This window comes from Microcella sp., from assembly GCF_019739195.1.
Lineage (GTDB): Bacteria > Actinomycetota > Actinomycetes > Actinomycetales > Microbacteriaceae > Microcella.
The window spans coordinates 744,928-771,044 of sequence record NZ_JAHHDS010000003.1; the positions used below are offsets into that span (position 1 = coordinate 744,928).

Here is a 26,117-nt window from a genome sequence, read left to right on the forward strand (position 1 = left end):
ATGTAACGCATGCCCCACGGCTTTGAGCGCATCGTCGCGCACCCCGAGCGTGCTGACAACTCCGCCGAGCAGCCCGGCGACACGATCGTCGCGAGTCTTCGGCTCGACGGCTGGCACGACGTGAGCGTGCGCGTGCTGCACCCCTTCACGTGGGATGCGAAGTTCCGCGGCTTCCGCATCGACGAGCTCGGTGTCACCCCCGCGCGGCCGCGAACGCTCGTGAGCGGCGCCTACTCGGTCGCCGACGCGGCCGTGCTCAACCTCGACGACGCGCGCGGCACCCGCACCCCCTTCGATTTCCCCGAGGGCGAGATGCACGACGGCGTGCTCTACCGCACGGTCGGGCACTCCCCCGAGGTCGACGAGCGGTATCAGGATGCGGCCGGCTGGTGCACGGTCGCCGGCGTCGACGCCGACGGACGCCCCGTCGCGCTCGCCACCGCCCTCGACCGCAGCGACTGCGTGCTGCTCGACCTGCTCGCCGACGACCACGGGCTCACCGTGCAGACCCGCCTGCCGTGGCAAACCTTCCGCCCCGCCGAGCTTCCGGCGACGGATGCTCTCCCCGGCCTGCTCGTGCGCCACGGGCTCGGCGACCACGAGACCGCCGAGGGCTGGCTGCGCGCGCTGCTCGCGGCGAGCATCCCGAACCGCGCCGCCGACCTGCCGCCGCCCCTCATCGCCGACACCTGGGGATTCGGCACCGATATCGACGCCGACCGCGTGACCGCATTCTTCGACGTCGCCGCCGCCCTCGGGGTAGAGGTCGTCACAGTCGACAAGGGCTGGGAAGACCACGTCGGTGACTGGAACGCGCAGGCCGGCTACGCAGGCGGCGTCGCGGGCATCGCCGCGCTCGCGCACGACCGCGGCATGAAGCTCGGGCTCTGGGTGGGCGCGGGCAATGCCTCGCCCGACTCGGTCGTCGCGACGACCCACCCCGACTGGCTCGCCACCTGGAACGGCCGCCACCAGATGGTGTCGCACCGCAACCACTCGTTGTGCCTCGGGCACGAGCCGGCGCGCGACCACGTGCTCGCGTGCCTCGACCGTCTCGTGCGCGACGGCGTCGACTGGCTGCTGCACGACTTCGAGACGATCAGCCGCTGCGACGCGACGAACCACACTCACGACCCCGGCGCGGGCGAGGCTGCGGGCGTCGCGGGCTGGTACTCGGTGCTCGCCACCCTCCGCGCCGCGCACCCCGACCTGCTCGTCGAGAACTGCTGGAACGGCGGCAAGCCCCTCGACCTGCAGATGATCGCGCACCACGACACGACGATCGGCGACGACTGGTGCCGGTCGGAGGAGAACCGACTCGCGGCTCTCGGCCTCGGCGCGTACCTGCCCTCGTCGTGGACGAGCACGTATATGGGCGACGAGCCGCACCTGCCATTGCGCGCGCAGCTCGCGCCGTACCTGATCGGCGGCCCGTGGATCCTCATGGGCGACCTGCCCGGTTGGACGGAATCGCAGCTCGCCGAGATGCAGCGCGCGATCGCGATCTACCGCGAGTGGCGTACTGCGGCGTTGGATGCTCGCGCGGTGCCGCCCGTGCTGACTGGCACATCGGCCGGCGTGTGGGGCTCGGCTGCCGGGGTCACGGGCCTGGCGCTCACGCCGCGGCTCGATGGCGCGCAGCTCGCGACGTTCGCAGTCTCACCGACCGCCGTCGGGCAGGTCGTGCGCTGGAATCCCGTGCTCGAACCGGAGGTCGAGTCGTGGATCGTGCGTGACGAGTGGAGTGGTAGCGAGTGGGTGGTGTCGCGCGCCGAACTCGAGGCGGGCATCCCGCTCGATACGGCGAGCGCCGACGGTCTCGCGCTCAGCATGCGACCCGCCTGAGGTCGATTGCCCCGCTGAGGCAGTGTGCCGCTCACGGCACATGCCACGCGCGGCACACAGCTCACGCGGTGAGGTCTCGGCGACGCAGTGCGATCATCGCAAGGGCCAGCCCGAACACTGTGACCGCGAGCAGGATGCCCGCCGACACGACGTCGAACTCGACGACGGGCACGGCCGAGCTGTGGAAGAACGGACTCAGCGCCTGCAGCCACTCTGGCAACTGCAGCAGTTCGCCGAACTGGCCGAGGAAGAGTCCGATCACGAGCAGCCCCCATCCCAGGGCGATGGTGATGCGAGGCACGAGGGCGAAGGCGAGTGCCGCGATGGCGACGAAGACGAGCGCGGCGGGCGCGTGCGCGAGCGCGGCACCCGTGTAGCGAACGAGCTCGGCGCCGTCACCGCTCGACCGCGCGAGCACTCCCCCAGTCGCGACGCCCAGGGCGGTGGTCACGATGAGCACCGAAGCCATCGCGACGAGGGCCGTCTCGCCCATCCAGCGCACGCGCGAGACGGGGGTCGCCAGCAGTAGCTCGGCGCGACCCTCGACCTCTTCGGCCCGCAGCCGCAGCATCGCCTGCACGCCTGCGGCGGCAGCGAGCACTCCGCCGATGCCGAGTAACGCGGCGATGAAGACATCGGCTGTGTCGGCGGTACTACCGGGTACGAGCGAGCCGATGAGGCCCGCGAGCGTGTCGTTCTCGGCGACTGCTTCGGCGACGACCGGGCCGAGACCTCCGGCGATGGCGCCGAGCACGATGACTCCCGCGACCCATCCGAGCACGGTCGCGCGCTGCAGCCGCCACGCGAGACCCAGAACGCTGCGGCCGCCGAACCGGGCGGAGGCTCTGCCGCTGCGCTCGGGAACGAGGCTCGACCCGAGGTCGCGGCGTGACCGCACAGCGATCGACGCCCCGGCGAGCACGAGGAACACGGTGATTGAGAGCAGCAGGGGCAGCAGCGTGGGCTCGGTGTAGGGCCGCGTCGCCTGGCCCCAGCCGATCGGCGAGAGCCACGAGATCGCGCTCGGCGTCGCACTGAGCAGGTCGTCGCTCGGCGTGCCGAGAGCATCACCGATGCCGCGCAGCAGATACGCGCCGATCACGAGGGCCGAGGCGACGCCGTTCGCCGCGCGACCCGATGGCATCAGCTGGGCGACTACTGCCGCGACACCGACAAACACCATGCCCACCGCACCGACGGCGAGCGCCGACACCAGAGACCCGCCGGCGTCGAGCCCGCCGCCGATGTAGGCGAGCGACAGCAGCGCGACGAGCGTGAGGTTCGCGAGAGTGCCCAGCACGAGGGTCGCGGCAAGCATCGTCGACCGGGCGATGGGCGTCGCGCCGAGCAGCTCGGCGCGACCCGCCTCTTCATCGGCTCGCGTGTGGCGCACGACGAGAAAGGTGCTCATGAGACCGGCGAGCACGCTCGTGAACGCGAAGCCCTGGAAGAAGGCGACGGCGCCGAGGTTGATTCCGTCGGGCAGCCCCCGCAAGAACAGGAACGCGGGGTTGGCTGCCGCGATCTGAATGATCACGGTGCGCTCGGCATCGTCGGCGAACTGGGTCGTGATCGCCGCGGCAACACTGATGCCGAGCAGGCCGATGCCGCCCAGCCAGAACGAGAGCACCCAGCGATCGCGCGCGAGCTGGCTGCGCAGAATCACGCTCAGGCCGCGCATTAGCGCGCTTCGCTGTAGTGGCGCAAAAACAGCGATTCGAGAGACGCGGGCGCGGCGATGACGGCGTAGGCACCCTGGCCCGCGACGGCGGTGAGCACGGCCGGAATCGCGTCGGCATCCGCTTCGAATTCGACGGTGTCGCCCTGCGCAGCCACCGCGTGAACCCCCGCAAGGGCCTGTACGGCCGAGACATCAGCGAATCCTGAGACCCTGAACGTCGTGCGGCTCAGGTGTCGCAGCTCGGCGAGCGAACCGCTCTCGACGACGCGCCCCTCGCGGATGATTGTCACACGATCGCACAACTGCTCGACCTCGCTCAGCACATGGCTCGAGAGCAGCACGGTCGCCCCCTCAGCACGCACGCGCTGCACCTGCTGCCGGAACACCGATTCCATGACCGGATCGAGGCCGGAACTGGGCTCGTCGAGAATGTACAGGCGGGCGGTGCGGGCGAAGGCGGCGATGAGCGCGACCTTCTGCCGGTTTCCCTTCGAATAGGTGCGCGCTTTCTTGCGCGGGTCGAAGTCGAACTGCTCGATGAGGTCAGCACGCAGTGTCGTATCCGCGCCCCCGCGCAGGCTGGTCAGCAGATCGATCGCCTCGCCGCCGGTGAGACCTGGCCATAGACTCACATCGCCCGGCACATAGGCCACGTCGCGATGAATCGTCTCGGGATCAGCCCACGGGTCGAGCCCGAAGACGCTCGCCGTGCCGCTCGACGGTCTGATGAGGCCCAGCAGCACGCGGATCGTCGTCGACTTGCCGGCGCCGTTCGGCCCGAGGAATCCGTGCACCTCACCTTCGGACACGCGCAGGTCGAGCTCGTCGAGGGCCGTGGCCCGCCCAAAGCGCTTGGTGAGGGCAGTGGTCTCGATCAGGGGCGCGTTCACGGCGCTGAGCCTAGACCCGCGTCGCTCCCGAGTGCGAGATCGGTTCAGCGCGGTGTGGGCACGAGCGTCACCTCACGCAGAGCGCCAGTGCTGACGACCGCGGTCATGACGGTGCCGACGGGCTGCCGGCGACGATCGGTCGGCGACCCAGGGTTGAGCAGACGCAGCCCGCCGGGCGTCGTCGAATCCCACGGAATGTGCGAGTGGCCGAAGACGAGCACGTCTGCGGGGGCATCCGACTCAGGCCCGAACAGCGCATCGCACCGGGCTTCGCGACCGGTAGCAGCACCCGTCTCGTGGATGACCGCGATGCGCACCCCGTCGACCTCGACCCGCGCGATCTCGCCCAGCCGTTCGTGCAGCTCGGGCCCGTCGTTGTTGCCGGCCACACCGACGAGACGCCGGGACCGGGCTTCGAGCGCGTCGAGCGTCGCCACGTCGACCCAGTCGCCCGCGTGGATCACGAGGTCGGCCCGCTCGACGAGCTCCCACACCTGGGGCTGCAGCTCTTTCGCCCGCACGGGCAGGTGGGTGTCGCTGAGCAGTAGCAGTCTCATGCGAGCGAGGGCACAACCTTCGCGTCGACCACCGGCATGATGTCGCGCACGATCGCCTCGAGAATGCGCGCGTTGAACTCGACGCCGAGTTGGTTCGGCACCGTCACGAGCAGCGTGTCGGCGGCCTGCACGGCCGCGTCGCGCGCGAGCTCGGTGGCGATCAGGTCGGGCGCGCCGATGTACGAACGGCCGAAGCGCGAGCGCGAGCCATCGAGAATGCCGACCTGATCGGTCTGCTCAGCCTGCGCCTGCACACCGAAGTAGTACTGCGTCTCCTCGTCGATGATGGGCAGGATGCTCCTGCTGACCGACACGCGGGGTTCACGCTTCCATCCGCGCGCCGCCCAGGCCTCGCGGAACATCGCGATCTGCTCGGCCTGCAGTTCGTCGAACGGCACTCCGGTGTCTTCCGTCAGCAGCGTCGAGCTCATGAGGTTCATGCCCTGCTCGGCCGTCCACACGGCGGTCGCGCGCGTGCCGGCACCCCACCAGATGCGGTCGTACAGGCCTGGTGACTGAGGGGTCACCGGCTGGGGCTTGTCAGTGCCGATCATGCGCGGGTTGCCAGGCGCGAAGCCCTCGCCGTCGATCGCGCGACGGAAGAGGTCGGTGTGCTCGCGGGCCATGTCCGCATCCGTCTGCCCCTCGGCCGGCACGTACCCGAACGAGCGCCAGCCGTCGACGACGGTCTCGGGTGATCCCCTGCTGATGCCGAGCTGCAGCCGCCCACCGCTGATGAGGTCGGTGGCGCCGGCCTGCTCGGCGAGCGCCCAGGGGTTCTCGTAGCGCATGTCGATGACGCCCGTGCCGAGCTCGATGCGGCTCGTCCGCGCGGCCGCGGCCGCCATCATCGGGAACGGGTTCGAGTGGTTCTGGGCGAAATGGTGCACGCGGTAGTACGCGCCGTCGACGCCGACCTCCTCGGCCGCGACCGCGAGCTCGACGCCCTGCAGCAGGGCTTCGCCACCCGTGCGGGTGCGCGAGCCGGTCACGCCCATCCAGTTTCCGAACGACAGAAATCCGAGCTTCGTCATGCTCTGGTCAATGCGTTCGCATGCAGAACTATTCCCGTTCGCGCGGCTCGGCTGCAGCATCCGGAACCGGCGCGGCGGCCGCCGACGGGGCGGAGACCGTCGCGCCCGGCCGCGTCGTCAGGTAGACGCCCGCGAGCACGATGAGCCCGCCGACCACCTGCCACACGGTGAGCTGGTCGCCGAGCGCGACGGCGATGATCGCCGTGAAGACGGGCAGCAGATTGAGGAAGACGCCCGTGCGCGACGGCCCGAGCTGGGTGACGGCGACATTCCACAACAGGTAGGCCAGCGCGCTCGGAAAGACGGTGATGAGCGCGAGGCCCCACCAGCCCTCGGCCGAGGGCTGAGCCTGAAAGCCCACGATCGCCATCACCGGCGCGAGCATGAGCGCGCTGAGCCCCACCTGCACGGTCGTCGCCGTGATGGGCGGGGTCTGGATGCGGCGGCTGATGACGACGTAGGCCGTCCAGGTCAGGATCGCGCCGAGAATGAGCAGGTCGCCGGGCACGATGCTGAGGTCGGAGGCACCGCTCGGTCCGCCGAGCAGCACGACGATGACGACGCCGATGAACGAGATGACGATGCCGAGAACTCCCCCGCGACGGATGCGCTCCCCCAGCACCACGACGGCGGCGAGCGCGATGATCGCGGGGTTGATGGCGCTGATCACGCTTGCGTTGACCGGCGAGGTGGTGTCGAGCGCGGCGTAGAGCAACAGGGTGTAGCCGACCATGCCGAGCACGGCCTGGACGATGTGAATCCACCACTCCTTCGCCGCGAGCCGCCACTTGTCGCGGTGCCGGCGCTCGATCCAGAGCGTGATGACGAGCAAGATCGGGAACGCGCCCAACCAGCGCAGGAAGGTCAGCTCGAGCGGCGTGAACTCGGCGATCACGCGGTCGGCGACGACGAAGTTCATCGCCCAGAAGAGCTGGGCGAGCACGGCGGGCGAGTAGCGGCGGAGCAGATGCACCTGTTCAGGCTAGGGCCGCGCGGCAGCTGCGCACGTGCGCGCAGAGCCGCGCATCCGCGCGCCGCTTCATCACGCGGGGTCGACGGGAGGCAACCCAGGCACGAGGCCCGGTTCAAGCTCGTCGGCTGGCAGCACTCCGTCGAAGGGAGTGAGCGTCGCCAGCCCGTTCCACTGCTCGTCGGTCGAGAGGAAAACGGCGATGCGCTCGTCGGTGTCGAGCTGGTCGCCGCTGCCGTAGGGGTCTGCCGCGCATCCGTCTGCCCGCGACGCGATTTCGATCTGCTGACCGACATAACGCTCGTCGCTCGCCTCCTGCACGTCGAAGCGGTAGAGCCGCGCGTCACCGCCCAACAGATCCGCCATGCCCGACTGCTCGATCACCTCGCCCACGACGATGAGCCGCGCAGATTCGGCGAGCATCTGCTGGTCGCCGTCGAAGGTGACCCAGCTGACGCATTCCTGCGAGCCGAAAAACGGCAGGGCCGAACAGCCGGCCAGCAACGAAGCGCTCAGGGCGATGGTGACGAGTGCCACCGATCTGCGAGCGCGCCGAGTCATGAGCCCACCGTAGTCGGCGGCTCGTGGCACGATCGCAGTGTGCCGTTGAACTTCACCGCGATCGACTTCGAGACCGCCAACAACAACGCGGCCTCGGCGTGCTCGGTGGGGCTCGTGAAGGTGCGCGACGGCCGCGTGGTCGACAAGACGGGCTGGCTGATCCGCCCGCCGTTCGGCTTCGACGACATGCTCGAGTGGAACACGCGCATCCATGGCATCACCGCCGCCGACATCGTCGACGCGCCCCTGTGGGCCGAACAGGTGGATGCACTTCTCGAGTTCGTCGACGGCGACACCCTCGCCGCCCACAACGCGGGGTTCGACATGGGAGTGTTGAGTGCGGCGCAGAAGGCCAGCGCGCTCGAGGTGCCGAGCCTGTCGTACGTCTGCAGTCTGCGGGTTGCCCGCAAGACTTACCACCTCGACTCGTACCGGCTGCCAGTCGCGGCAATGGCCGCGGGCTTCGAAGACTTCGCGCACCACGATGCCCTCGCCGACGCCGAGGCGTGTGCCGCGATCATCGTGCACGCGGCGAAGCGCCACGACGTGACCGAGGTCGCCGACCTCGCGCGCATCTGCGGCACGAGCGTCGGGCGAACCGGCGCAGCAACCGAGGCAGAGGCTGCCGACCGGCGCCCGGCCGCCCTCGCGTAGATCGCAGGTACAGCGACTATGGCAGAACGGTTCGACATGACCGGCGCGGAGTTCGCCGAGATTCTTCGCAGAGCCGAGCCGCACTATCCCGTCTCTGACGAGTATGAGCGGGTTTACCTTCCGGGTGCGCACTGGTGGTCGAGCCAACAAGAGCACGTCACTGCGTGGCTCGACGAGATCGACGGGCCAGGAGCATATGGGCGAATGACGCGCGGGCTCGGCGCGCGGCACGCCTACAACCACTTCCAGTGCGCGCCGGGCTTGTTGTGGATCGCAGAGGCGCTGGGCGAAGACCCGGAAGTGGTGCGAGCCGCAGCTCAGTCAGCCGGCGGCTTCGGTCGACCCGCCACGCAGTGCGCCGCCATACGCAGACTCATTCCGTGGGCGAGGATCAAGCAGCTCGCACGGCAGGTGTAGAGATTCGCCGTTTCGAGCTTGCTACGTTGTAGGGAAGTGGACTGGGAGTGCCCGGTCGGCGTCTGGCCTCTGGGGTTGCTCGGAGGCCTTTCGCTTTCACATCGAGAGTCATCCGATACCTGACCGCGCGCTTGCGCCCGACGTGCGTATGCCTTACGTCGTCGTCGGTGAAGGTCATCCGTCCGCGCTGGTCGCCTTGCTGCACCTAGTCCGACATGATCGTGACCGCTTCGAGCGAATGGGGTTGGGCAGGGAGCGACATGAGCAGCCTTGGCCAGACAGTGTCGGAGGTGAGGATTACTGTTCGATCATGAGAGTGATCGCAGAGAAGGCACAAGTTCTCATCACGGTGAAGACGAGCCCACAACCGTCCACCAAGTACAAAGACACGGTATGCACTGCGGGCGTGCGGCTTGACGACGATTCTCCGCGATGGATTTGCCTATACCCGATCCCTTTTCGCCACCTTGAGACCGATTTGCAGTTCAAGAAGTACGACCTGATCGAGCTAGAGATCAGGAGGCGACACGAAGATTCCCGAAAAGAAAGCTATTCCCCTGACTGGTCGTCGGTGCGCCGGGTGGATCACTTTGACCCCTGGGAGCGAAGAGTCGACGCGCTCCGGAACTTGCCACTGACCAACACTTGTGAACTCAGTGCTGCAGCAAGAGCAGACCACGCCGCCCCCTCACTCGGTCTTGGTGGAGTCGCCGACCTCACTGGGCTGACCTTCGAACGCCACCCCGGATGGAACGAGAAACAAAGGGCGATCCTGAGCCGCGCTCTTGAGGAAGTTGACCTGTTCGGTTCGGGACTCACGCCGAGGAAACTCGAGCCTCCGCGTCTCGTTGTGACCTATCGGTACCGTTGCACGGGGCCGACCTGTTCGGGACATCGTGGTCAAATTCTCGACTGGGAGCTCACAGCACTGCAACAACGACTCCGCTCGGTGACAGACAGCGAACTCAAGCGCGTGATCGAAACGAAGTTTGTCGACGAGATGTTCGCGTCCGGCCGTGACAGCCACTTCCTCATGGGCAACTTCGAGAATCCGGTCAAGCGCGACAAGTTCAGCGTGCTCGGAGTCTGGTACCCGCGACAATCCGATGTCGAGGCGTTACCGCTGTTCTAGATGCTTACGGGCCGCAGTCGTTCGTTGAGTTGTGATTCGAGGCTTTCGATGACCAACTCGCGGTGGCACGCGTGTTGATCACTCTCGAAGCACATCACAGCGACGCGACGCGAGCGCGCGAGAGTGGCGACCTCGTGAAGTGCCTTTTCAGCGGTCGGGGCTCTGAGAATCTCGCCATAAACCGATCGGGCGGCATCGCCGGCTCTCGATCCCGGCACAGCGAAGCCATCTCGGTTCTCTCTCGGATTGCCGAGAGCTGGCCGATGGAAGTACTCAATATCAGCCTCAGCCAGCGCAGCACGAAGGCCATTCTTCGAAAAACCGCGCTTGCGGGAAAGCGCGTTGAGACGAACATCCACAACGATCGTCACTTCTTCAGCTAGCAAAACCCTGATGAACTCGCCTATTTCGCGGCCCTCGTACCCGATACCGACGACTCCTCGCTGGTCCCCCATGACGATAATTCTTTCACGCAATCGTCGAGCATTCGATCGACGCGACATGTACTCATTTCAGAGAAAGGCACGCCATGGCTGACCCCGAACGGCAGATCGTGGTCGCCATCGATTCGGGCGGGTCGACGACGCGGGTGGCGTGCATTGACCGGCACGCTGACGTCGTTGGTCGGGCGGTCGGAGGCGCAGGAAGCCCCGAGCACAGCTCAACGAGCGAGGCTGCAGTCCGTTCCACGCTCGCGCAAGCCTTGGCCGACGCTGGTCGCTCGACGGGTGATGTCGTCGCGCTCGTGGCCGGTATGGCCGGGCTCAATGTCGAGAGCGACCAGAAGTGGGCGACAGATCACACTCACCTCGCCGGCCTCACCAAGTCACGCACGCACCTCAACGATTCGACCATCGCGCACGTGGGTGCCTTTCTGGGCGAGCCGGGTGTGCTCGTCATTGCCGGCACCGGTTCGATCATGCTCGGCATTGATCGCCATGGCCGACAACATCGCAACGATCAGCTGCATCACTACGCCGGAGCAGCTCGCCATATCGCCTACGACGTTGTGCACCACTTACTCGTCGGCGATGGTGCCGATGATGAACTGCTGCCGCTCGCACTGCAGCACTGGAAGGTTGCGAGCGTCGATGAGTTGCGCGCTGCGGTCGAGGCGCCCTATGAGATCGAAACCGTCAAGCGCTCTTTCGGCACCTTCGCCCCTGCGATAACGAGTCGCGTCGACACATCGTCCCTGGCCCGCAACGCCGTCGCCGCGCTCGCCCGCCGCACCGCGTTCGGAATTCGCCTCGTCGGCGCACCGCTCGGCACACCCGTGATGTGGTCGGGCGCGGGCTCGCTCGCGACCGACGGCGCATTCATCGATGCCGTCGAACGCGAACTCGCTCGCGTGCATGCTGACTACAGGCACACGCCCGCCGCGATGAGCCCACTCGGCGGCGCCATTCTGCTCGCGCTGCGCTCGGCAGGCTGGGAGACCTCCGGCACGGTCGCGGCACTCATTTCGGCGTTCAGCGACTGACTCGCACCTACGCCGTGCGCACCTCGACGCTCACGGGGGTGGGGTTCGCGAACAGGTCGAGTACCGGGCAGTGAGCGTCGACGGCGTCACGCAGTTCGGCGTAGCGCTCGGGCGACTCGGGGCCGTCGAGCGTCACGACGAGGCGCACCGCACTGAATCCGGCGCGCACGGTCTCATCGATGCCGAACAGGCGGCGAGCATCCAAGTCGCCTTCTGCGTCAATGCGGATGTCGTCGACGACAATTCCGAGGGCTTGAGCGTAGAGGCGGTAGACCACGATCTGGCACGAGATGAGCGCGCCGAGGGCGTACTCGACGGGGCTCGCCGCGACGTCGTCGCCCGCCAGTACTGCCGGCTCGTCGACGAGAAACTCGTGCTTACCGGCACGGATGCGAGAAGCCACCGAGCCTTCGCCCGATCCGGAGACGCTGTAGGTCAAGTGAGCTGCGGAGGAGTTTTTGGAGATGCGGTCGCCCCACGCCGCTCCGGCGTCGGTCAGCCGCGCGGCGCGCTCGTCAGCAGTGGATGCGGGAACAGGGGGTGCAGTGAGAAGAGTCATGACGGCGACGCTAGGCAGTGGATGCTCGCGCGTCGAGTACGCCTGTCACACTGTGTCGCGCACCGTCACGCAGCGTCGCAGAGCGTCATCGAACGCAATGCTCACGACGTCTCTAGCGGTCGCAGCCGCCCGACTTGTCGGCGCGCGAGCCCGGAACGTTGAGGTCGCGCAACCCCTTGTAGGCATACGGGTCCTCCCCCGCGACCATCACGATGTCGCGGAAGTCGTACTCGGCGATGTGCCGACCTTCGGCGTTCTGCCACGGCAGCAGCGACTCGGCGCTCATGTAGTGGTTGACGAGCGCGCGCCGATAGCCGTGGGCCCCCGAGTTCTCGAGCGATCGGTGCAGCAGGTAGCCGTTGAAGAACAATGCGGCCCCCGCGGGCACCTCGACCGGCAAGGCGTCGTCGTCGGTGTACGGAAACCCGAAGGCCTCGTCGGTGCAGTCGAAGCGCTCGTCGGTCTGCTCGCGGTCGGGGTAGAGCACGCCGCGGGCGTGCGAGCCGGGCAGAACCCAGAGACAGCCGTTCTCGGTGGTGGCGTCGTCGAGAGCGATCCACACGCCGGCGAGCGAGCGGTCGCGCGTCGGGATGAAGTGCTCGTCCTGATGCCAGGCCTGCCCCGGCTTTCCCTCGCTCTTGATGAACAGCATCGACTGCATGGCCTTGACGTTCGGGCCGATCACCCGCGTGAGCCCGTCGACAATCCGAGGGTGCTGCATGATCTGCCGAGCGACCTCGCTGATCTTGTGCGGGTGGTGGATGCACAGGTACTGCCGCAGCACGTCGGCGTCGCTCTGCCCGGGGTGAGCATCCACGCCGGAATCGACCGGGTTCAGACCAGCCCGGCAGATACGCAGGGCCTCGGCGTTCACCTCGGCCACCTCGGCCGGGGTGAGGGCGCCGCGGAGAATCGCGTAGCCGTCGCGGGCGTACTGGGCTACGAAGGCCTCATCGACGGCATCGTGCATCACGAGAGCAGGGCGAACCGCGGTGTTCATCTTTAGATCATACCTAAGGGTGCTTGCGGTCGAGTAGAAACTGCCTATTGTCACGAGACTCTGTCAGCGGGATGCTCACACCATGCCCCGCCGCCTGCTCACGCTCGCCGCTCTTGCCCTTGTCGGCCTCACGGGGTGCTCGATGCCCGCGCCGGCAGCTACTCCGACCGCCGCGCCGGCCGCCGAGGAGCCCTCGAGCACCCCTTCGCCCGAGCCAGAGGCCGTGCCGGCCGACCTGGTCGTGCGCGGCGGCGGCGTCGAGCTCTACGACTCAGATGGAGCACTCGTCGGCTCGTTCGTGTGGGCCGACGAAACCGAGACCGCGCTCGAGGTGCTCGAGCTCGCCTTCGGCCCCGCGCCGACACCGGGGCTGCGCGAAGGCGACGGGACGCACTACGCAGACTTCGCAACCTACGACTTCTCGGGCCTCATCTACTTCACGGCGGTGAGCCTCGAGAAGCCGCGCACCGAGTACTTCTTGCCCTCGATCGTTCAGGTCGACACGGGTGAGCCGATCAACGGAGTGAGCATCCGCACGCTCGATGACCTGACCGTCGGAGGTGACGTAGCAGACGTGCTCGCTGCCTCGCCGCCCGTGAACTACCCCGACCCGCTCGGCACGGCCTATCTGTTTGACGCCGTCGACCCGACCAAGATTCCCCTGCTCGACGACTTCACCGACATGGTGGCCGTCATGGTCGACCCCGACGGCACGATCATGCGCATCGTCGCGCCGTACCAGTCGCGCCAGCTCATTTAGCGCACTCACGCCCGCGAGGCCACCCCGCGCGCAACCGCGCGTTCGACTCGTATCGTGGGCGACTCAGACGGGGGCGCCGCGCCCTCGGGTGGGGAGCGAAACATGTGGTTCGACTCATGGGCCGACCTGGCGCGCGTCGTGCTCGTCGGCACGGCCGCCTACGGAGCGCTCGTGCTCGTGCTGAGGGTGAGCGGCAAGCGCACGCTCAGCCAGCTCAACGCGTTCGACTTCATCGTGACGGTCGCCCTGGGGTCGACGCTCGCGACGATCCTGCTCAGCAGCGATGTCTCATTTACCGAAGGCCTCATCGCGATCGCCCTGCTCGTCACTCTGCAATGGGTCGTCGCAATCATCGCCTCCCGCTGGCCCGGTGCTCGGAGCGCGATCACGTCTCACCCGCGCGTCGTGCTTCGAGACGGGCAGTTCGACGCCGATGCTCTCGCAGCCTGCCGGCTCGCCGAAGCCGACGTGCGTCAGGCAGTGCGCGCGAGCGGCAGCGGCGATGTGGCAGACATCGCGGTCGTCGTGCTCGAGACGAACGGAACCCTCAGCGTGATCCGCCGCCAGCAGATCGGCGACGGATCAGCGCTGGGTTCGCTGGCCTGACGGATGCCCGCCGCTAGTTCTGCGGGAACCCCAGGTTGATGCCGCCGTGGCTCGGGTCGAGCCAGCGCGAGGTGATCGCCTTCTCGCGCGTGAAGAACGGAATGGCCTGCGTGCCGTAGGCCTTCGCGTCGCCGAAGAGCGAGTTCTTCCAGCCGCCGAACGAGTAGTAGCCGACGGGCACGGGAATCGGCACGTTGATGCCGACCATGCCCACGGTCACCTCGTTCTGGAAACGGCGCGCGGCGCCGCCGTCGTTCGTGAAGATGGCCGTGCCGTTGCCGTACTGCGAGCTGTTGATGAGCGCGAGGCCCTCGTCGTAGGTCTTCACGCGCACGACCGAGAGCACGGGGCCGAAGATCTCTTCGGTGTAGACCTTCGAGCTCGTCGGCACCTTGTCGATGAGGGTGGGGCCGAGCCAGAAGCCGTTGGCGTCGCCGTCGACCTCGATGCCGCGGCCATCGACGACGATTTCGGCGCCATCGGTCTCGGCGATCTCGAGGTAGCTCGCCACCTTGTCGCGGTGCACTTCGGTGATGAGCGGGCCCATGTCGCAGTTGCGCGTGCCGTCTCCGACCTTCAGGCCGCTCATGCGCGACTGGATCTTCTCAATGAGCGCATCGGCCACCGGCTCAACGGCGACCACGACCGAGATGGCCATGCAGCGCTCACCGGCCGATCCGAAGCCCGCGTTGACGGCCGAGTCGGCCACGAGGTCGAGGTCGGCATCGGGAAGCACGAGCATGTGGTTCTTCGCACCGCCGAGAGCCTGAACGCGCTTGCCGTGCTTCGAGGCCGTCTCGTAGATGTACTTCGCGATGGGGGTCGAACCCACGAACGATATGCTGGCCACGTCGGGGTGCTCGAGCAGAGCATCCACGCTCTCTTTATCGCCGTTCACGACGTTGAAGACGCCGTCGGGCAGACCGGAAGCTTTGAACAGCTCGGCCATCCAGATCGCCGCACTCGGGTCTTTCTCCGAGGGCTTCAGCACGACCGTGTTGCCGGCCGCGATCGCGAGCGGGAAGAACCACAGCGGCACCATGGCCGGAAAGTTGAAGGGGCTGATGATGCCCACGACGCCGAGCGCCTGCTTGATCGAGTAGACGTCGACACCGGTCGAGACGTTCTCGCTGAACTCGCCCTTCATGAGCTGCGGAATCGAGCACGCGAGCTCGACAACCTCGAGGCCGCGCGCGATCTCGCCACCCGCGTCGCTCAGCACCTTGCCGTGCTCGTTCGTCAGAATCGCTGCCAGCTCGTCTTTGCGCGCGTTGAGGCCCTCCCGAAACGCGAACATGATCTGCTGCCGCTTGGCGATCGACGTGGTCGACCAACCGGCGAAGGCGGCCTTCGCCACCTGCACGGCGTGGTCGACGTCGGCGGACGTGGCGAGGGCGACCTCGCGCTGCGTCTCACCCGTGGCCGGGTTGTAGACGGGGGCGGTGCGGGTGGATGCTCCCGCGAACGCGGCGCCGCCGACCCAGTGCTGAACAACCGACATGATGACTCCTTTGATGGACGATTCGTGCTCAGTCTGCGCGTTCAGTGCTCTGCGATCAAGCGACAGTGGTGCACACACGATGTGCAGAAACGCAGATAGTCGGATGCTCGCTCGCGGTCACCGAGGCGGCAGCAGTTCGTCCCGCCGCTCGGCGACCTCGCGCTGCAGGGCCTCGCGCACGATCGCGACGGCGTCGACCGCGGGGCTGTCGGGCCGCTGCGAGAGCATGAACGGCAGCCGCACGTCGACGTCGCGCGGCAGCACGGGCTCGAGACCCGCCGCACCCTCGCCCATGAAAGCGTGCAGCAGCCCGATGCCGGCTCCGGCCCGGGTCGCCTCGAGCTGCGCGAACACGTTCGTCGAGCCGAAGCCAAGCCGCATGCCCTCGAGCCCGAGCGTGGCGAGGTCGAGCTCGCGCACCGTGAGAAGAGCATCCACATAGAAGACCAGATCGTGGCCGTCGAGATCGGCGGGCCGCGTGATCGGCGCACGCGACGCCAGGTAGCTCGGTGCCGCGTAGAGCCGCAACGCATACTCGGTGAGCAGTTCGGCGGTCACGCGAGACGCGGCAGCCGCGCCGACCGTGACCGCGAGGTCGAAGCCCGAGCCGCGCAGGCTCAGCGGACGAGTAGAGGTCACGAGCTCGATCGCGATGCCCGGATGCTCGGTGCGCACCCGCGCGAGGGCCGGCGCCGCGAACAGCGAGCCGAACCCCTCGGGCGCGGCGACGCGCACGGTGCCCCGCACGGCGTCAGAACCGGACGCGGCGGCGACGACCTGCTCGACGAGCCCCTCGAGCGGAGCCGCGCGCTCGACCACATCGCGCCCGATCGCCGTGAGCTGCCACCCGTCGGCACCGCGGTCGAGCAGTCGTGCACCCAAGGCGGCTTCAAGACGGTCGAGGCGCCGGCGCACGGTCGTGTGATCGACGCCGAGCAGGGCTGCTGCCGAGACGAGCCGCCCGACGCGCGCGACCGCGAGCAGGTAGCGCAGGTCGTCGGCGCTCACCTCGTGCGGGTCGGTCGCAGCACTCATGCGTTCAGCGTAGGGCGCGGGGCCGGTCGAGAGTCGGGGGCGGCTGGCACACTGGCCAGCATGGACTTCGTGCTGCCGCTCGTACTCGGAATCGTCATCGGTGTGGTGCTCGGCGTCGTGATCGGCCTGCAGCTCGGCCGTCGCAGCGGCGTGACGGCCGTGGCCCACGACGCCCTGCGCGAGCAACTGACTGCCGCCGAGGTGCGCGTCGCCCAGGCCGAGGCACGCGCGATCGCCCTCGATGAGCAGCTCGCGCTCGCTCGACAGCGGGATGCTGACCGCGAGTCGCGCGAACGCCAAGAGGGCCGGGTGCTCGAAGCGCTCGCGCCGGTCGCCTCGACCCTGCGCGCGATGCAGGTCAAGGTCGACGAGCTCGAGCAGCAGCGCAGCCGCCAGCACGGCGAGCTCAGCCAGCAACTGCGCACAGCGACCGAGGCCGAAGAGCGCCTGCGCGCCACGGCCGAGTCGCTCGCGAGCGCCCTGCGCAACAATGCGACGCGCGGCGTCTGGGGCGAGACCCAGCTGCGCACGCTCGTCGAATCGGCGGGCCTGCTCAACCGGGTCGACTTCTTCTTGCAAGAGTCGATCGACGCCGATGGTGCCGCCCGCCGCCCCGACATGGTGCTGCGACTGCCCGGCGGCAAGTCGATCGCGGTCGACGCGAAGGTGCCGTACAACTCGTACATCGAGGCGAGCGCAATCCCGGCCACCGCGACGGGCGAGGAGGAGGCCCGCCGTGGCTCGCTACTCGCCGACCACGCGCGGCGCGTGAAAGCGCACGTCGACCAGCTCGCCGCCAAGAACTACTTCACGGGGCTCGATTCGAGCCCCGAGTTCACGATCGCGTTCATCCCCAACGAGCCGCTGCTCGCGGCAGCGCTCGAGAAAGACCCGGCGCTACTCGAGTACGCCTTCAGTAAGCGCATCGCTCTCGCGAGCCCCGTGAGCTTCTGGGCCGTGCTCAAGACCATCGCTTTCACGTGGCAGCAGGAGGTGCTGACCGACGAGGCGAAGATGCTCTTCGACCTGTCGAAAGAGCTCTATGCGCGCGTCGCGAAGCTCGCCGAGCACGCCGACGCGCTGGGCGGCGCGATCGAGCGCAGCGTGAAGGCCTACAACCAGTTCGCGAGCTCGCTCGAGACCCGCGTGCTCGTCACCGCCCGCCGACTCGACGGCCTCGACGAGTCGAAGGTCATCCCCGCCCCGCGCTCGATCGACGAGCAGCCGCGGCAGCTCACGGCGGCCGAACTGACCGAGGCGCTCGCCGACGCCGACTCTGTCGATTCGGTGGCTCTCGACACGCCACCAGCGCCGGAGTAGCCTGCCCCGCATGGTCGCCTTCACCTACGCCTTCAGCGGCTTCGCCGTGCCCGATATCGATGCCGCGCGCACGTTCTACCGCGACGTAGTCGGCCTCGAGGTCACCGACGCCATGATGGGCCAGCTCTCGATCGACCTGCCCGGCGGCGGCTGGGTGCTCGTGTACCCCAAGCCCGACCACGCGCCCGCCGTCTACACGATGCTCAACCTCGAGGTCGACGACATCGACGCCGCTGTCGATGAACTGGCCGGCCGCGGTGTCGAGTTCGCGCGCTACGACGGATTGGATCAGGATTCGCGCGGTATCGCGCGCGGCATCGCCTCCGGGCAGGGGCCCGACATCGCGTGGTTCACCGACCCGGCGGGCAACATCATCTCGGTTTTGCAGAATCCTCCAGCACCGCAGGGCTAGACACGTCACCGCTAGGCGTCTGACGACACACACCCTTCGTGAGACCTCAGCGAACAACTATCATGAAGTTCGCTTCACCATCGTCGGTGTTCCGCCGACGGTGCACCCTTCGGCGAAAGATCAACGATGACCCAACGCCCCTGGCTCTCCCACTACGCCGACGATGTCGAGCCCGACCTGGCTGAGAGCCCACTCACCCACCTTCCCGCGATGATCAGGGCGGCCGCCTCGAGCTACGCCGACACGGTCGCCTTCACCCAGTGCATGGCGAACGGCATGAACGGCTCGCTCACGTATGCGCAGGTCGACGAGCTTTCCGACGACTTCGCCGCCTATCTGCGCGAGGTCGTCGGCCTCTCGCAGGGCGATCGCGTCGCCGTGCAGATGCCCAACAGCCTGAGCTACCCGATCGTGGCCTTCGGCGTCATGAAGGCCGGTTGCGTGCTCGTCAACACCAACCCGCTCTACACGGCCACCGAGATGGTGCACCAGTTCAGCGACTCGGGCGCGACGGTGCTCGTCGTGAGCGACATGTTCGCCGACCGGCTGGGCGACGTGGTGCCGAAGACGAACATCACCACAGTCGTCACGGTGCGCATCGCCGAGTTCTTCCCGCCCGTCATCGCGGGCGTGATCCGCATGGTGCAGAAGTGGTGGAACCGCACGCTCCCCGCCATCACCGTCGAGCACACGGCGTTTCCGAAGGCTCTCGCCGCGGGTCGCGAACGCCGCGACTCCGGCGCCCTTGAGGGCTACCTCGACGGCGTCGGTTCTGAAACCCTCGCTGCGCTGCAGTACACGGGCGGCACCACGGGCGTCTCGAAGGGCGCCATGCTCACGCACGGCAACCTCGTGTCGAACACGCTGCAGATGATTCAGATGTGCGGGGGCTACATGCGACCCGGGGTCGAGGTCGTGCTCACGGCACTGCCGCTGTACCACATCTTCGCTTTCACGGTGAATCTGCTGGCCTTCTACCACCTTGGTGCGCGCAATATTCTCGTACCGTCGCCGCGACCGCCCAGCAATCTCAAGCGAGCGTTCGAGAACTACAAAATCACCTGGGTCACGGGCGTCAACACGCTGTTCAACGCCCTGCTCAATGAGCGGTGGTTTCTCGACAGCCCGCCGAAGCATCTGCGAGCATCCGCCGCCGGTGGCATGGCCCTGTTCGAATCGGTCGCCGCGCGCTGGAGCGAGGTCACGGGCACCCCGATCGTCGAGGGCTACGGCCTCACCGAGACCTCGCCTGTGCTGAGCTTCAACCCCTTCGGCCCCACGGCCAAGGCCGGCACGATCGGCATTCCGGTGCCCTCGACCGAGCTGCGCTGCATCGACGAGTCGGGTGCCGAAGTGGCGCCCGGCACCCCGGGCGAGATCGCCGCGCGCGGCCCGCAGGTCATGGCCGGTTACTGGCAGCGACCCGACGATTCCGCGTCGTCGATCGTCGACGGGTTCTTCCGCACCGGCGATGTCGCCGAGATGGATGCCGACGGGTTCTTCACGATCGTCGACCGCAAGAAAGACATGGTGCTCGTCAGCGGCTTCAACGTGTACCCGAACGAGGTCGAAGAGCGCATTGCCGAGATGCCCGGAGTTCTCGAGGTCGGCGTTGTCGGCATTCCCGACGACAAGTCGGGCGAGGCCGTGCGCGCCTACATCGTCGCCGGCCAGAACCCGCCGACCGAGGCCCAGGTGATCGCGCATTGTCGCGAGACTCTCGCCGCCTACAAAGTGCCGAAGTCGGTGCGGTTCCTCGACGAACTGCCCAAGAGCCCCATCGGCAAGATTCTGCGGCGCGAGCTGCGGGCAGAAGCCGTCACCTCAGCCACCGCCAGTATCGAGACCCAGGGAAGGGAGCTGTCATGATCGCCACCCCGCTCATCATCGCGACGCAGACCGTCGTCAACGAGCAAGACGTCGTGACGCCGTTCGAGCAGGCCCTGCTCGTCGGGCTCGTCTTCGTCATCATGTTCGGTCTCGGTGCGGGCCTCACGCCGCGCGACTTCAAGCTCGCGCTGCGCCGCCCCTATGGCCTCATCATCGGCTTCGTGACGCAGTTCGGCATCATGCCGCTGCTGGCGTACGTGCTCGTCGTGACCGTGCTCTTCCAGCTGCCCCGCGAATACGCGGCGCCGGTCGCGCTCGGGGCCCTGCTCATGGGCTGCGTGCCCGCCGGCACGACGTCGAACATCTTCACCTACTTCTCGAAGGGCAACCTCGCGCTGAGCGTCATCATGACGACCAACTCGACGCTGTGGGCCATCTTGATGACGCCGCTCGTGCTCGCCTTCTACGGTTCGCTGATCTTCACCGAGAGCTCAGACCTGCAGATTCCGATCGTGAACATCGTCGTGACCCTCGCGACGCTGCTGATCCCGGTCGTCGCGGGCATGATCCTCCGGCGGTACAGCGCCAACGTCGGTGCCGTCATGGAGCTCTTGGGCGGCTTCTTCGGGCTGTTCTTCATCGTGTTCCTCATGGCCACGTGGGTGCCGCGCAACTGGGCCCTGCTGACCAAGACGCCGTGGCAGACCTACACCGTCGCGATCGGGCTCGGACTCTTCGGCATCGCGATCGCCTACGCCATCGCGCGGGCGATCCGCATGCACCCGTCGAACGCCCGCACCATCGGGCTCGAGACGGGTATTCAGAACGGCCCGCTCGCGATCGCGATCGTGCTGCTGACCTTCAGCGGCAACCCCGACATCGGGTTGATCCTCATCGTGCCGGCGCTCTACTCGCTCTTCATCGTCATCGTGTCGACGGTCGTGACGTTCTACTTCCGGCGCGCGAACCTGGCAGAAGAGCAGAAGATTCCGAACCTGTTGTAGAGCGGGGCCCGCGCCTCGTATCGACAACGACGCCTCGCACGGTTCATTCCGTGCGAGGCGTCGTTTTGCGTGAGAGAAACGAATGCTCGGCGCGAATGGCGCGTCATGCCGGCCACTGCCTCACCCCAGGGCGCGGCAGTGTGCCGTTCTACGCCTCGTCGAGTGGCGCAGCGAACTGGGCCTCGTAGAGCCGCGCATACGCTCCGTCGGCGGCAAGCAGCTGCTCATGGGTGCCCTGCTCGACAATGCGGCCGGCCTCCATGACGAGAATGAGGTCGGCGTCGCGGATCGTCGAGAGTCGGTGCGCGATGACGAAACTCGTGCGGTCGCGACGAAGGGCGGCCATGGCGTGCTGCACGAGCACCTCGGTGCGCGTGTCGACCGAGCTCGTCGCCTCGTCGAGAATCAGCACGCTGGGTCGCGCAAGGAACGCGCGCGCAATCGTCAGCAGCTGCTTCTCGCCCGCGCTCACGTTTGAGCCGTCGTCGTCGAGAACCGTGTCATAGCCGTCGGGCAACGCGCCGACGAAACGGTCGACGTACGTCGCGCGGGTGGCATCGAGAATCTCTTCCTCGGTGGCATCCGGTCGGCCGTAGGCGATGTTGTCGCGAATCGTGCCGCCGAACAGCCAGGTGTCTTGCAGCACCATGCCCATGCGCGATCGCAGGCCGTCGCGCGTCATGGCGGCGATGTCGACGCCGTCGAGCGTGATGCGGCCTCCGTCGAGCTCGTAGAACCTCATCATGAGGTTGACGAGAGTGGTCTTGCCCGCGCCCGTCGGCCCGACGATGGCGATCGTCTGGCCAGGCTCTGCCACCAGAGACAGCCCATCGATGAGCGGCACGGCGGGGTCGTAGCGAAACGAGACGTCGTCGAAGACGAGCCGGCCCGTGACTGAGTCGGGAATCGCTGGCGCCAGCGGGTCGGCAGACTGCTCGGGCGCATCCATCAATTCGAAAACGCGCTCGGCACTCGCGACGCCCGACTGCAGCAGGTTCGCCATCGAGCCGAGCTGGCTGAGCGGTTGCGTGAACTGGCGCGAGTACTGGATGAAGGCCTGCACGCCGCCGATGGTCATCGCGCCCGTCGTGACGAGCAGGCCGCCGACGACCGCGATGGCCACGTAGACGAGGTTTCCGACGAACATGATCGCGGGCATGATGATGCCGCTCACGAACTGCGCGCCGAAGCTCGCGGCGAACAGTTGCTCGTTCTTCTCCAGAAAGCGCTGCTCGACAGAGCGCTGCTGCCCGAACACCTTGACGAGTGCGTGGCCCGTGAATGTCTCTTCGATCTGCGCGTTGAGCTCACCGGTGTGCGCCCACTGCGCCACGAAGAGCTTCTGCGACCGCTTCGCGATGACCGCCGTGATGACGAGCGTCAGCGGAACGGTGATGAGCGAGACGAGCGCGAGAATCGGCGAGATGACGAACATCATGATGATGATGCCGAGCACCGTGAGCAGCGAGGTCAGCAGCTGGCTCAGCGTCTGCTGCAGGCTCTGCGAGATGTTGTCGACGTCGTTCGTGACGCGGCTCAGCACCTCACCGCGCTGCACCCTGTCGAAGTAGGTGAGCGGCAGGCGGTTGAGCTTGCCCTGAACCTCTTCGCGCAAGCGGTAGACCGTGCGCTGCGTGACCCCGTTGAGCAGGTAGGCCTGCAGCCACGAGAACACCGACGAGAAGACGTAGACGAGCAGCACGATGCCGAGCAGCAGCTGCAGCTGGGCGAAATCGATGCCCGCACCGTCGCCCGCCTGGCCCGCGCCGTCGCCATTGCCGAAGACGCCGTCGACAATCACGTTGGTCGCCAGGCCGAGCAGGGCGGGGCCGACGACGCTCAGCAGCACGCTCACGACCCCGAGAACGATGACGACGAGCACAAGACTGCGCTCGGGAGCAAGGCGGCCGATCAGCCGCTTCGCCGACGGCCCGAAGGTCATCGCCTTCTCGGCGGGCATGCCGATGCCGCCGCCCATGGGGCCACCCATCGGGCCGCGGCGGGCTCCCCCGGGCGGGCCGACGGGTCGTGCCGGTGCCGTGCTCATGCGCTCGCCTCCGCTCGCAACTGGCTGTCGACGATCTCGGCATAGGTCTCGCTGGCCGCGAGCAACTCGTCGTGGGTACCGCGGCCGACCACCCTGCCGCGGTCGAGCACGATGATCTGGTCGGCGTCTTGCACCGTGGCGACGCGCTGGGCGACGACGATGAGGGTGGCGTCGGCGACCTCGCGGCGCAGCGCGGCTCGCAGGCGAGCATCCGTCGCCGTGTCGAGGGCCGAGAACGAGTCGTCGAAGACGTAGATCTCGGGTCGCTTGACGAGCGCGCGGGCGATGGCAAGCCGCTGCCGCTGCCCGCCCGAGACCGTTGTGCCGCCCTGCGCGATCGGAGCCTCGAGCTGCTCGGGCATCGCCCGCACGAAGTCGGCGGCCTGCGCGATCTCGAGGGCCGCCCACAGCTCGTCGTCGGTGGCATCGGGTGCACCGAACCTCAGATTGCTCGCGACCGTGCCCGAGAACAGGAAGGGGCGTTGCGGCACGAGCCCGATACGGCTCCAGAGCAGATCGGCGTCGAACTCGCGCACGTCGACGCCGTCGACGAGCACAGCGCCGCCCGTCACGTCGAAGAGCCGCGGCAGCAGGCTGATGAGCGTGGTCTTGCCGGCTCCCGTGCTGCCGATGATGGCGGTCATGCGCCCCTGCTCGGCAATCAGGCTGACTCCGTCGAGCACCGGATGCTCAGCCCCCGGGTAGGCGAACACCGCGTCGCGCAGCTCGACCCGACCGCTCGCGTCGAGCGAGGTGACGGGGTTCGCCGGCAGCACGACCGAGGAGGGCGTCTCGAGCACCTCTCCGATGCGGTCGGCCGACACTGCGGCCCGCGGCAGCAGCACGGCGATGAACGTGGCCATGAGCACGGCCATCAAGATCTGGATGAGGTAGGTGAGGAAGGCGGTGAGCGCCCCTACCTGCATGAGACCCGCCTCGATGCGAAACGAGCCGAACCACAGCACTGCCACGCTCGACACGTTGAGCACGAGCAGCACGATCGGGAACATCAGGGCGAAGAGCCGACCCGCACGAAGTGCCGTGTCAGTGAGGGCCGTGTTGGCCTCAGCGAAGCGCTCGACCTCTTGCCGCTCGCGCACAAACGCGCGCACGACGCGCATGCCGGTCAGCTGCTCGCGCAGCACCCGGTTCACGGTGTCGATGCGCTCTTGCATCACGCGGAAGAGCGGCACCGTGCGCACGATGATCGCGCTCACAGCGAGCAGCAGCACCGGAATTGCGACCGCCATGATGAGCGAGAGCTCGAGGTCTTGCTGCAGCGCCATGATGATGCCGCCGATCGCGAGAATCGGAGCGCTCACGAGCATCGTGCTCGTCATCAGCACCAGCATCTGCACCTGCTGCACGTCGTTGGTCGTGCGGGTGATGAGCGAAGGGGCGCCGAAGTGGCTCACCTCGCGTTCAGAGAAGGTGCCGACGTGCGCGAACACTGCCCCGCGCAGGTCGCGCCCGAGCGCCATCGCGACGCGGGCGCCGAAGTAGACGGCCGTGATGGCGCACGCGATCTGCACGAGGGTGATGGCGAGCATCACCCCGCCGATCTGCAGAATGTACGCCGTATCGCCGGTGGCGATGCCGCGGTCGATGATGGCCGCATTGAGCGCGGGCAGGAAGAGCGAGGCGACGGCTTGAGCGAGCTGGAAGAAGACGACACCCGCGATGAGCAGCCCGTAGGGCTTCAAATACCGCCGGAGGATGAGTGCAAGCATGGCCTGCTCATTCTTCACCTGCTACGACAGGACTCATGACACGAGCGTGCCGCTCTCAGCGAACGCTGATCGTCACCGTCGGGCTCAGCTCAGTGATCGAGCCACTTGTCTTCGAGGTGGTCGGCACTCACTCGGCGGATCGTGCCCGACCGCGACCGCAGCACGATCGACTCAGTGGTGATGATGCCGCGCTCGCGCCGCACGCCCCGCACGAGCTCGCCGTCGGTCACGCCCGTCGCGACGAAGAAGGTGTTGTCGCTGCGCACGAGCTCGTGGGCCTCGTAGACGTAGTCGAACTTCAGGCCAGCGGCAGCGCCGTTCGAGCGCTCGAGATCGCTGCCCGGGGCGAGACGGCCCTGGATGAAGCCACCGAGCGCGCGCACCGCGCACGCCGTCGCGACGCCCTCGGGGCTGCCGCCCGTGCCGACCGCCATGTCGATGCGGGTGTCGTGGCGAGCAGCGTTGATGCCCGCGGCTACATCGCCGTCGAGAATGAGTCGGGTGCCAGCGCCGGTTGCGCGAATCTCGGCGATGAGCCGTTCGTGGCGCGGCCGGTCGAGCACCGCGATGCGCATCTCATCGACCGGCTTCTTCTTCGCCGCAGCGAGTGCACGGATGTTCTCCGCGATGGGCTGGCGAATGTCGAGCACCCCGATTCCCTCGTTGCCGGCCACGAGCTTGTCCATGTAGAACACGCTCGAGGCGTCGAGCATCGAGCCGCGGTCAGAGACCGCGATCATCGAGATCGCGTGCCCGCGGCCCGCCGCGGTGAGCGACGTGCCGTCGATGGGGTCGACGGCGATGTCGCACGCGGGACCCTGGCCGTTGCCGACCACCTCACCGTTGTAGAGCATCGGCGCGTTGTCTTTCTCACCCTCGCCGATGACGACGAGGCCGCTGAAGCTGACGGTGCCCAAGAATTTGCGCATCGCATCCACCGCCGCCTTGTCGGCCGCGTTCTTGTCGCCCTTGCCGATGAACGGAGCGGAGCGGATGGCGGCCGCCTCGGTGGCCCGCACCAGTTCCATGGCGAGGTTGCGGTCGGGGTGCAGGAACAGGGTTCCCGTTTCGGTGGTCACCACAGTGGCG

25 protein-coding genes are annotated in these 26,117 nt (G+C 67.5%); 11 read left to right on the forward strand and 14 right to left on the reverse strand.

The features are described 5' to 3' along the window. The first annotated feature begins 9 nt into the window (after positions 1-9). On the forward strand, positions 10-1,845 hold the full coding sequence (locus KL788_RS05345; RefSeq protein ID WP_293169204.1) for a glycoside hydrolase family 36 protein: 1,836 nt from the start codon (positions 10-12) through the stop codon (positions 1,843-1,845). Between the two features lie 61 nt (positions 1,846-1,906). On the opposite strand, the gene KL788_RS05350 is transcribed toward KL788_RS05345, so the two are convergent. The 6 genes from KL788_RS05350 to KL788_RS05375 form a co-directional block, all read right to left on the reverse strand. Further along, entirely contained in the window at positions 1,907-3,526 is a 1,620-nt protein-coding gene (locus tag KL788_RS05350) for an ABC transporter permease (RefSeq protein ID WP_293169206.1), read from the reverse strand. Continuing rightward, on the reverse strand, positions 3,526-4,416 hold the full coding sequence (locus tag KL788_RS05355) for an ABC transporter ATP-binding protein (RefSeq protein WP_293169208.1): 891 nt from the start codon (positions 4,414-4,416) through the stop codon (positions 3,526-3,528). The genes KL788_RS05350 and KL788_RS05355 overlap by 1 nt, the downstream gene beginning before the upstream one ends. 44 nt (positions 4,417-4,460) lie before the next feature. Next, positions 4,461-4,973 carry a metallophosphoesterase family protein gene (locus tag KL788_RS05360; protein WP_293169210.1) on the reverse strand — a complete coding sequence of 171 codons (513 nt, stop codon included), beginning with the start codon at positions 4,971-4,973 and terminating at the stop codon, positions 4,461-4,463. Then, positions 4,970-6,007 carry an LLM class flavin-dependent oxidoreductase gene (locus KL788_RS05365; protein WP_293169212.1) on the reverse strand — a complete coding sequence of 346 codons (1,038 nt, stop codon included), beginning with the start codon at positions 6,005-6,007 and terminating at the stop codon, positions 4,970-4,972. Before KL788_RS05365 ends, KL788_RS05360 begins: the two co-directional genes overlap by 4 nt. Positions 6,008-6,035: 28 nt before the next feature. Beyond that, positions 6,036-6,980: a DMT family transporter gene (locus KL788_RS05370; RefSeq protein ID WP_293169214.1), complete on the reverse strand. Its 945-nt coding sequence runs from the start codon at positions 6,978-6,980 to the stop codon at positions 6,036-6,038. A 69-nt stretch (positions 6,981-7,049) separates the two neighbouring features. Continuing rightward, entirely contained in the window at positions 7,050-7,538 is a 489-nt protein-coding gene (locus tag KL788_RS05375; RefSeq protein ID WP_293169215.1) for a hypothetical protein, read from the reverse strand. Between the two features lie 39 nt (positions 7,539-7,577). Here KL788_RS05375 and KL788_RS05380 point away from each other — a divergent pair, with 39 nt between their 5' ends. The 3 genes from KL788_RS05380 to KL788_RS05390 all read left to right on the forward strand — a co-directional run bounded on the left by KL788_RS05380 (position 7,578) and on the right by KL788_RS05390 (position 9,741). After that, positions 7,578-8,192 (forward strand): exonuclease domain-containing protein, encoded by a 615-nt coding sequence (locus KL788_RS05380; protein WP_293169217.1) that lies wholly within the window; start codon positions 7,578-7,580, stop codon positions 8,190-8,192. 36 nt (positions 8,193-8,228) lie between these two features. Next, entirely contained in the window at positions 8,229-8,609 is a 381-nt protein-coding gene (locus tag KL788_RS05385; protein ID WP_293169219.1) for a hypothetical protein, read from the forward strand. A gap of 310 nt (positions 8,610-8,919) precedes the next feature. After that, positions 8,920-9,741, forward strand: a complete 822-nt coding sequence (locus KL788_RS05390; protein WP_293169221.1) for a hypothetical protein — start codon at positions 8,920-8,922, stop codon at positions 9,739-9,741. Here the strand turns inward: KL788_RS05390 and KL788_RS05395 are convergent. Further along, entirely contained in the window at positions 9,738-10,196 is a 459-nt protein-coding gene (locus tag KL788_RS05395) for a DUF488 family protein (protein ID WP_293169223.1), read from the reverse strand. The two genes, KL788_RS05390 and KL788_RS05395, sit on opposite strands and share 4 nt — an antisense overlap. Positions 10,197-10,270: 74 nt before the next feature. Here KL788_RS05395 and KL788_RS05400 point away from each other — a divergent pair, with 74 nt between their 5' ends. After that, the gene (locus KL788_RS05400; protein WP_293169225.1) at positions 10,271-11,224 is read left to right on the forward strand and encodes a BadF/BadG/BcrA/BcrD ATPase family protein; all 954 of its coding nucleotides are present in this window, start codon (positions 10,271-10,273) and stop codon (positions 11,222-11,224) included. Between the two features lie 7 nt (positions 11,225-11,231). Here KL788_RS05400 and KL788_RS05405 read toward each other — a convergent pair whose 3' ends face one another. Further along, positions 11,232-11,783: an OsmC family protein gene (locus KL788_RS05405; RefSeq protein WP_293169227.1), complete on the reverse strand. Its 552-nt coding sequence runs from the start codon at positions 11,781-11,783 to the stop codon at positions 11,232-11,234. A 112-nt stretch (positions 11,784-11,895) separates the two neighbouring features. Beyond that, complete coding sequence (locus KL788_RS05410) at positions 11,896-12,783, reverse strand: phytanoyl-CoA dioxygenase family protein (RefSeq protein WP_293169229.1); 888 nt, start codon at positions 12,781-12,783, stop codon at positions 11,896-11,898. Positions 12,784-12,865: 82 nt separating this feature from the next. Here KL788_RS05410 and KL788_RS05415 point away from each other — a divergent pair, with 82 nt between their 5' ends. Both KL788_RS05415 and KL788_RS05420 read left to right on the forward strand, forming a co-directional pair. Continuing rightward, entirely contained in the window at positions 12,866-13,543 is a 678-nt protein-coding gene (locus tag KL788_RS05415; RefSeq protein WP_293169231.1) for a hypothetical protein, read from the forward strand. A 102-nt stretch (positions 13,544-13,645) separates the two neighbouring features. Next, positions 13,646-14,149, forward strand: a complete 504-nt coding sequence (locus tag KL788_RS05420) for a DUF421 domain-containing protein (RefSeq protein WP_293169233.1) — start codon at positions 13,646-13,648, stop codon at positions 14,147-14,149. A gap of 13 nt (positions 14,150-14,162) precedes the next feature. On the opposite strand, the gene KL788_RS05425 is transcribed toward KL788_RS05420, so the two are convergent. Together KL788_RS05425 and KL788_RS05430 are read right to left on the reverse strand one after the other, a co-directional pair. Continuing rightward, positions 14,163-15,650, reverse strand: coding sequence for a CoA-acylating methylmalonate-semialdehyde dehydrogenase (locus KL788_RS05425; protein WP_293169235.1), 1,488 nt, complete (start codon positions 15,648-15,650; stop codon positions 14,163-14,165). Positions 15,651-15,767: 117 nt separating this feature from the next. Next, the gene (locus tag KL788_RS05430; protein WP_293169237.1) at positions 15,768-16,685 is read right to left on the reverse strand and encodes a LysR family transcriptional regulator; all 918 of its coding nucleotides are present in this window, start codon (positions 16,683-16,685) and stop codon (positions 15,768-15,770) included. 60 nt (positions 16,686-16,745) lie between these two features. Here KL788_RS05430 and KL788_RS05435 point away from each other — a divergent pair, with 60 nt between their 5' ends. The 4 genes from KL788_RS05435 to KL788_RS05450 all read left to right on the forward strand — a co-directional run bounded on the left by KL788_RS05435 (position 16,746) and on the right by KL788_RS05450 (position 21,251). Further along, positions 16,746-18,005 carry a DNA recombination protein RmuC gene (locus KL788_RS05435; protein WP_293169239.1) on the forward strand — a complete coding sequence of 420 codons (1,260 nt, stop codon included), beginning with the start codon at positions 16,746-16,748 and terminating at the stop codon, positions 18,003-18,005. 10 nt (positions 18,006-18,015) lie between these two features. Further along, on the forward strand, positions 18,016-18,417 hold the full coding sequence (locus tag KL788_RS05440) for a VOC family protein (RefSeq protein WP_293169241.1): 402 nt from the start codon (positions 18,016-18,018) through the stop codon (positions 18,415-18,417). A gap of 126 nt (positions 18,418-18,543) precedes the next feature. Continuing rightward, positions 18,544-20,286 (forward strand): AMP-binding protein, encoded by a 1,743-nt coding sequence (locus KL788_RS05445; RefSeq protein WP_293169243.1) that lies wholly within the window; start codon positions 18,544-18,546, stop codon positions 20,284-20,286. Continuing rightward, positions 20,283-21,251 carry a bile acid:sodium symporter family protein gene (locus tag KL788_RS05450; protein WP_293169244.1) on the forward strand — a complete coding sequence of 323 codons (969 nt, stop codon included), beginning with the start codon at positions 20,283-20,285 and terminating at the stop codon, positions 21,249-21,251. The genes KL788_RS05445 and KL788_RS05450 overlap by 4 nt, the downstream gene beginning before the upstream one ends. A gap of 148 nt (positions 21,252-21,399) precedes the next feature. On the opposite strand, the gene KL788_RS05455 is transcribed toward KL788_RS05450, so the two are convergent. From KL788_RS05455 to glpX, 3 genes are all read right to left on the reverse strand, one after another. Beyond that, positions 21,400-23,298, reverse strand: a complete 1,899-nt coding sequence (locus KL788_RS05455) for an ABC transporter ATP-binding protein (RefSeq protein WP_293169245.1) — start codon at positions 23,296-23,298, stop codon at positions 21,400-21,402. After that, positions 23,295-25,028 (reverse strand): ABC transporter ATP-binding protein, encoded by a 1,734-nt coding sequence (locus tag KL788_RS05460; protein ID WP_293169246.1) that lies wholly within the window; start codon positions 25,026-25,028, stop codon positions 23,295-23,297. The genes KL788_RS05455 and KL788_RS05460 overlap by 4 nt, the downstream gene beginning before the upstream one ends. A gap of 89 nt (positions 25,029-25,117) precedes the next feature. Then, positions 25,118-26,056: a class II fructose-bisphosphatase gene (gene glpX / locus KL788_RS05465; protein ID WP_293173180.1), complete on the reverse strand. Its 939-nt coding sequence runs from the start codon at positions 26,054-26,056 to the stop codon at positions 25,118-25,120. Between the last annotated feature and the right edge of the window lie 61 nt (positions 26,057-26,117).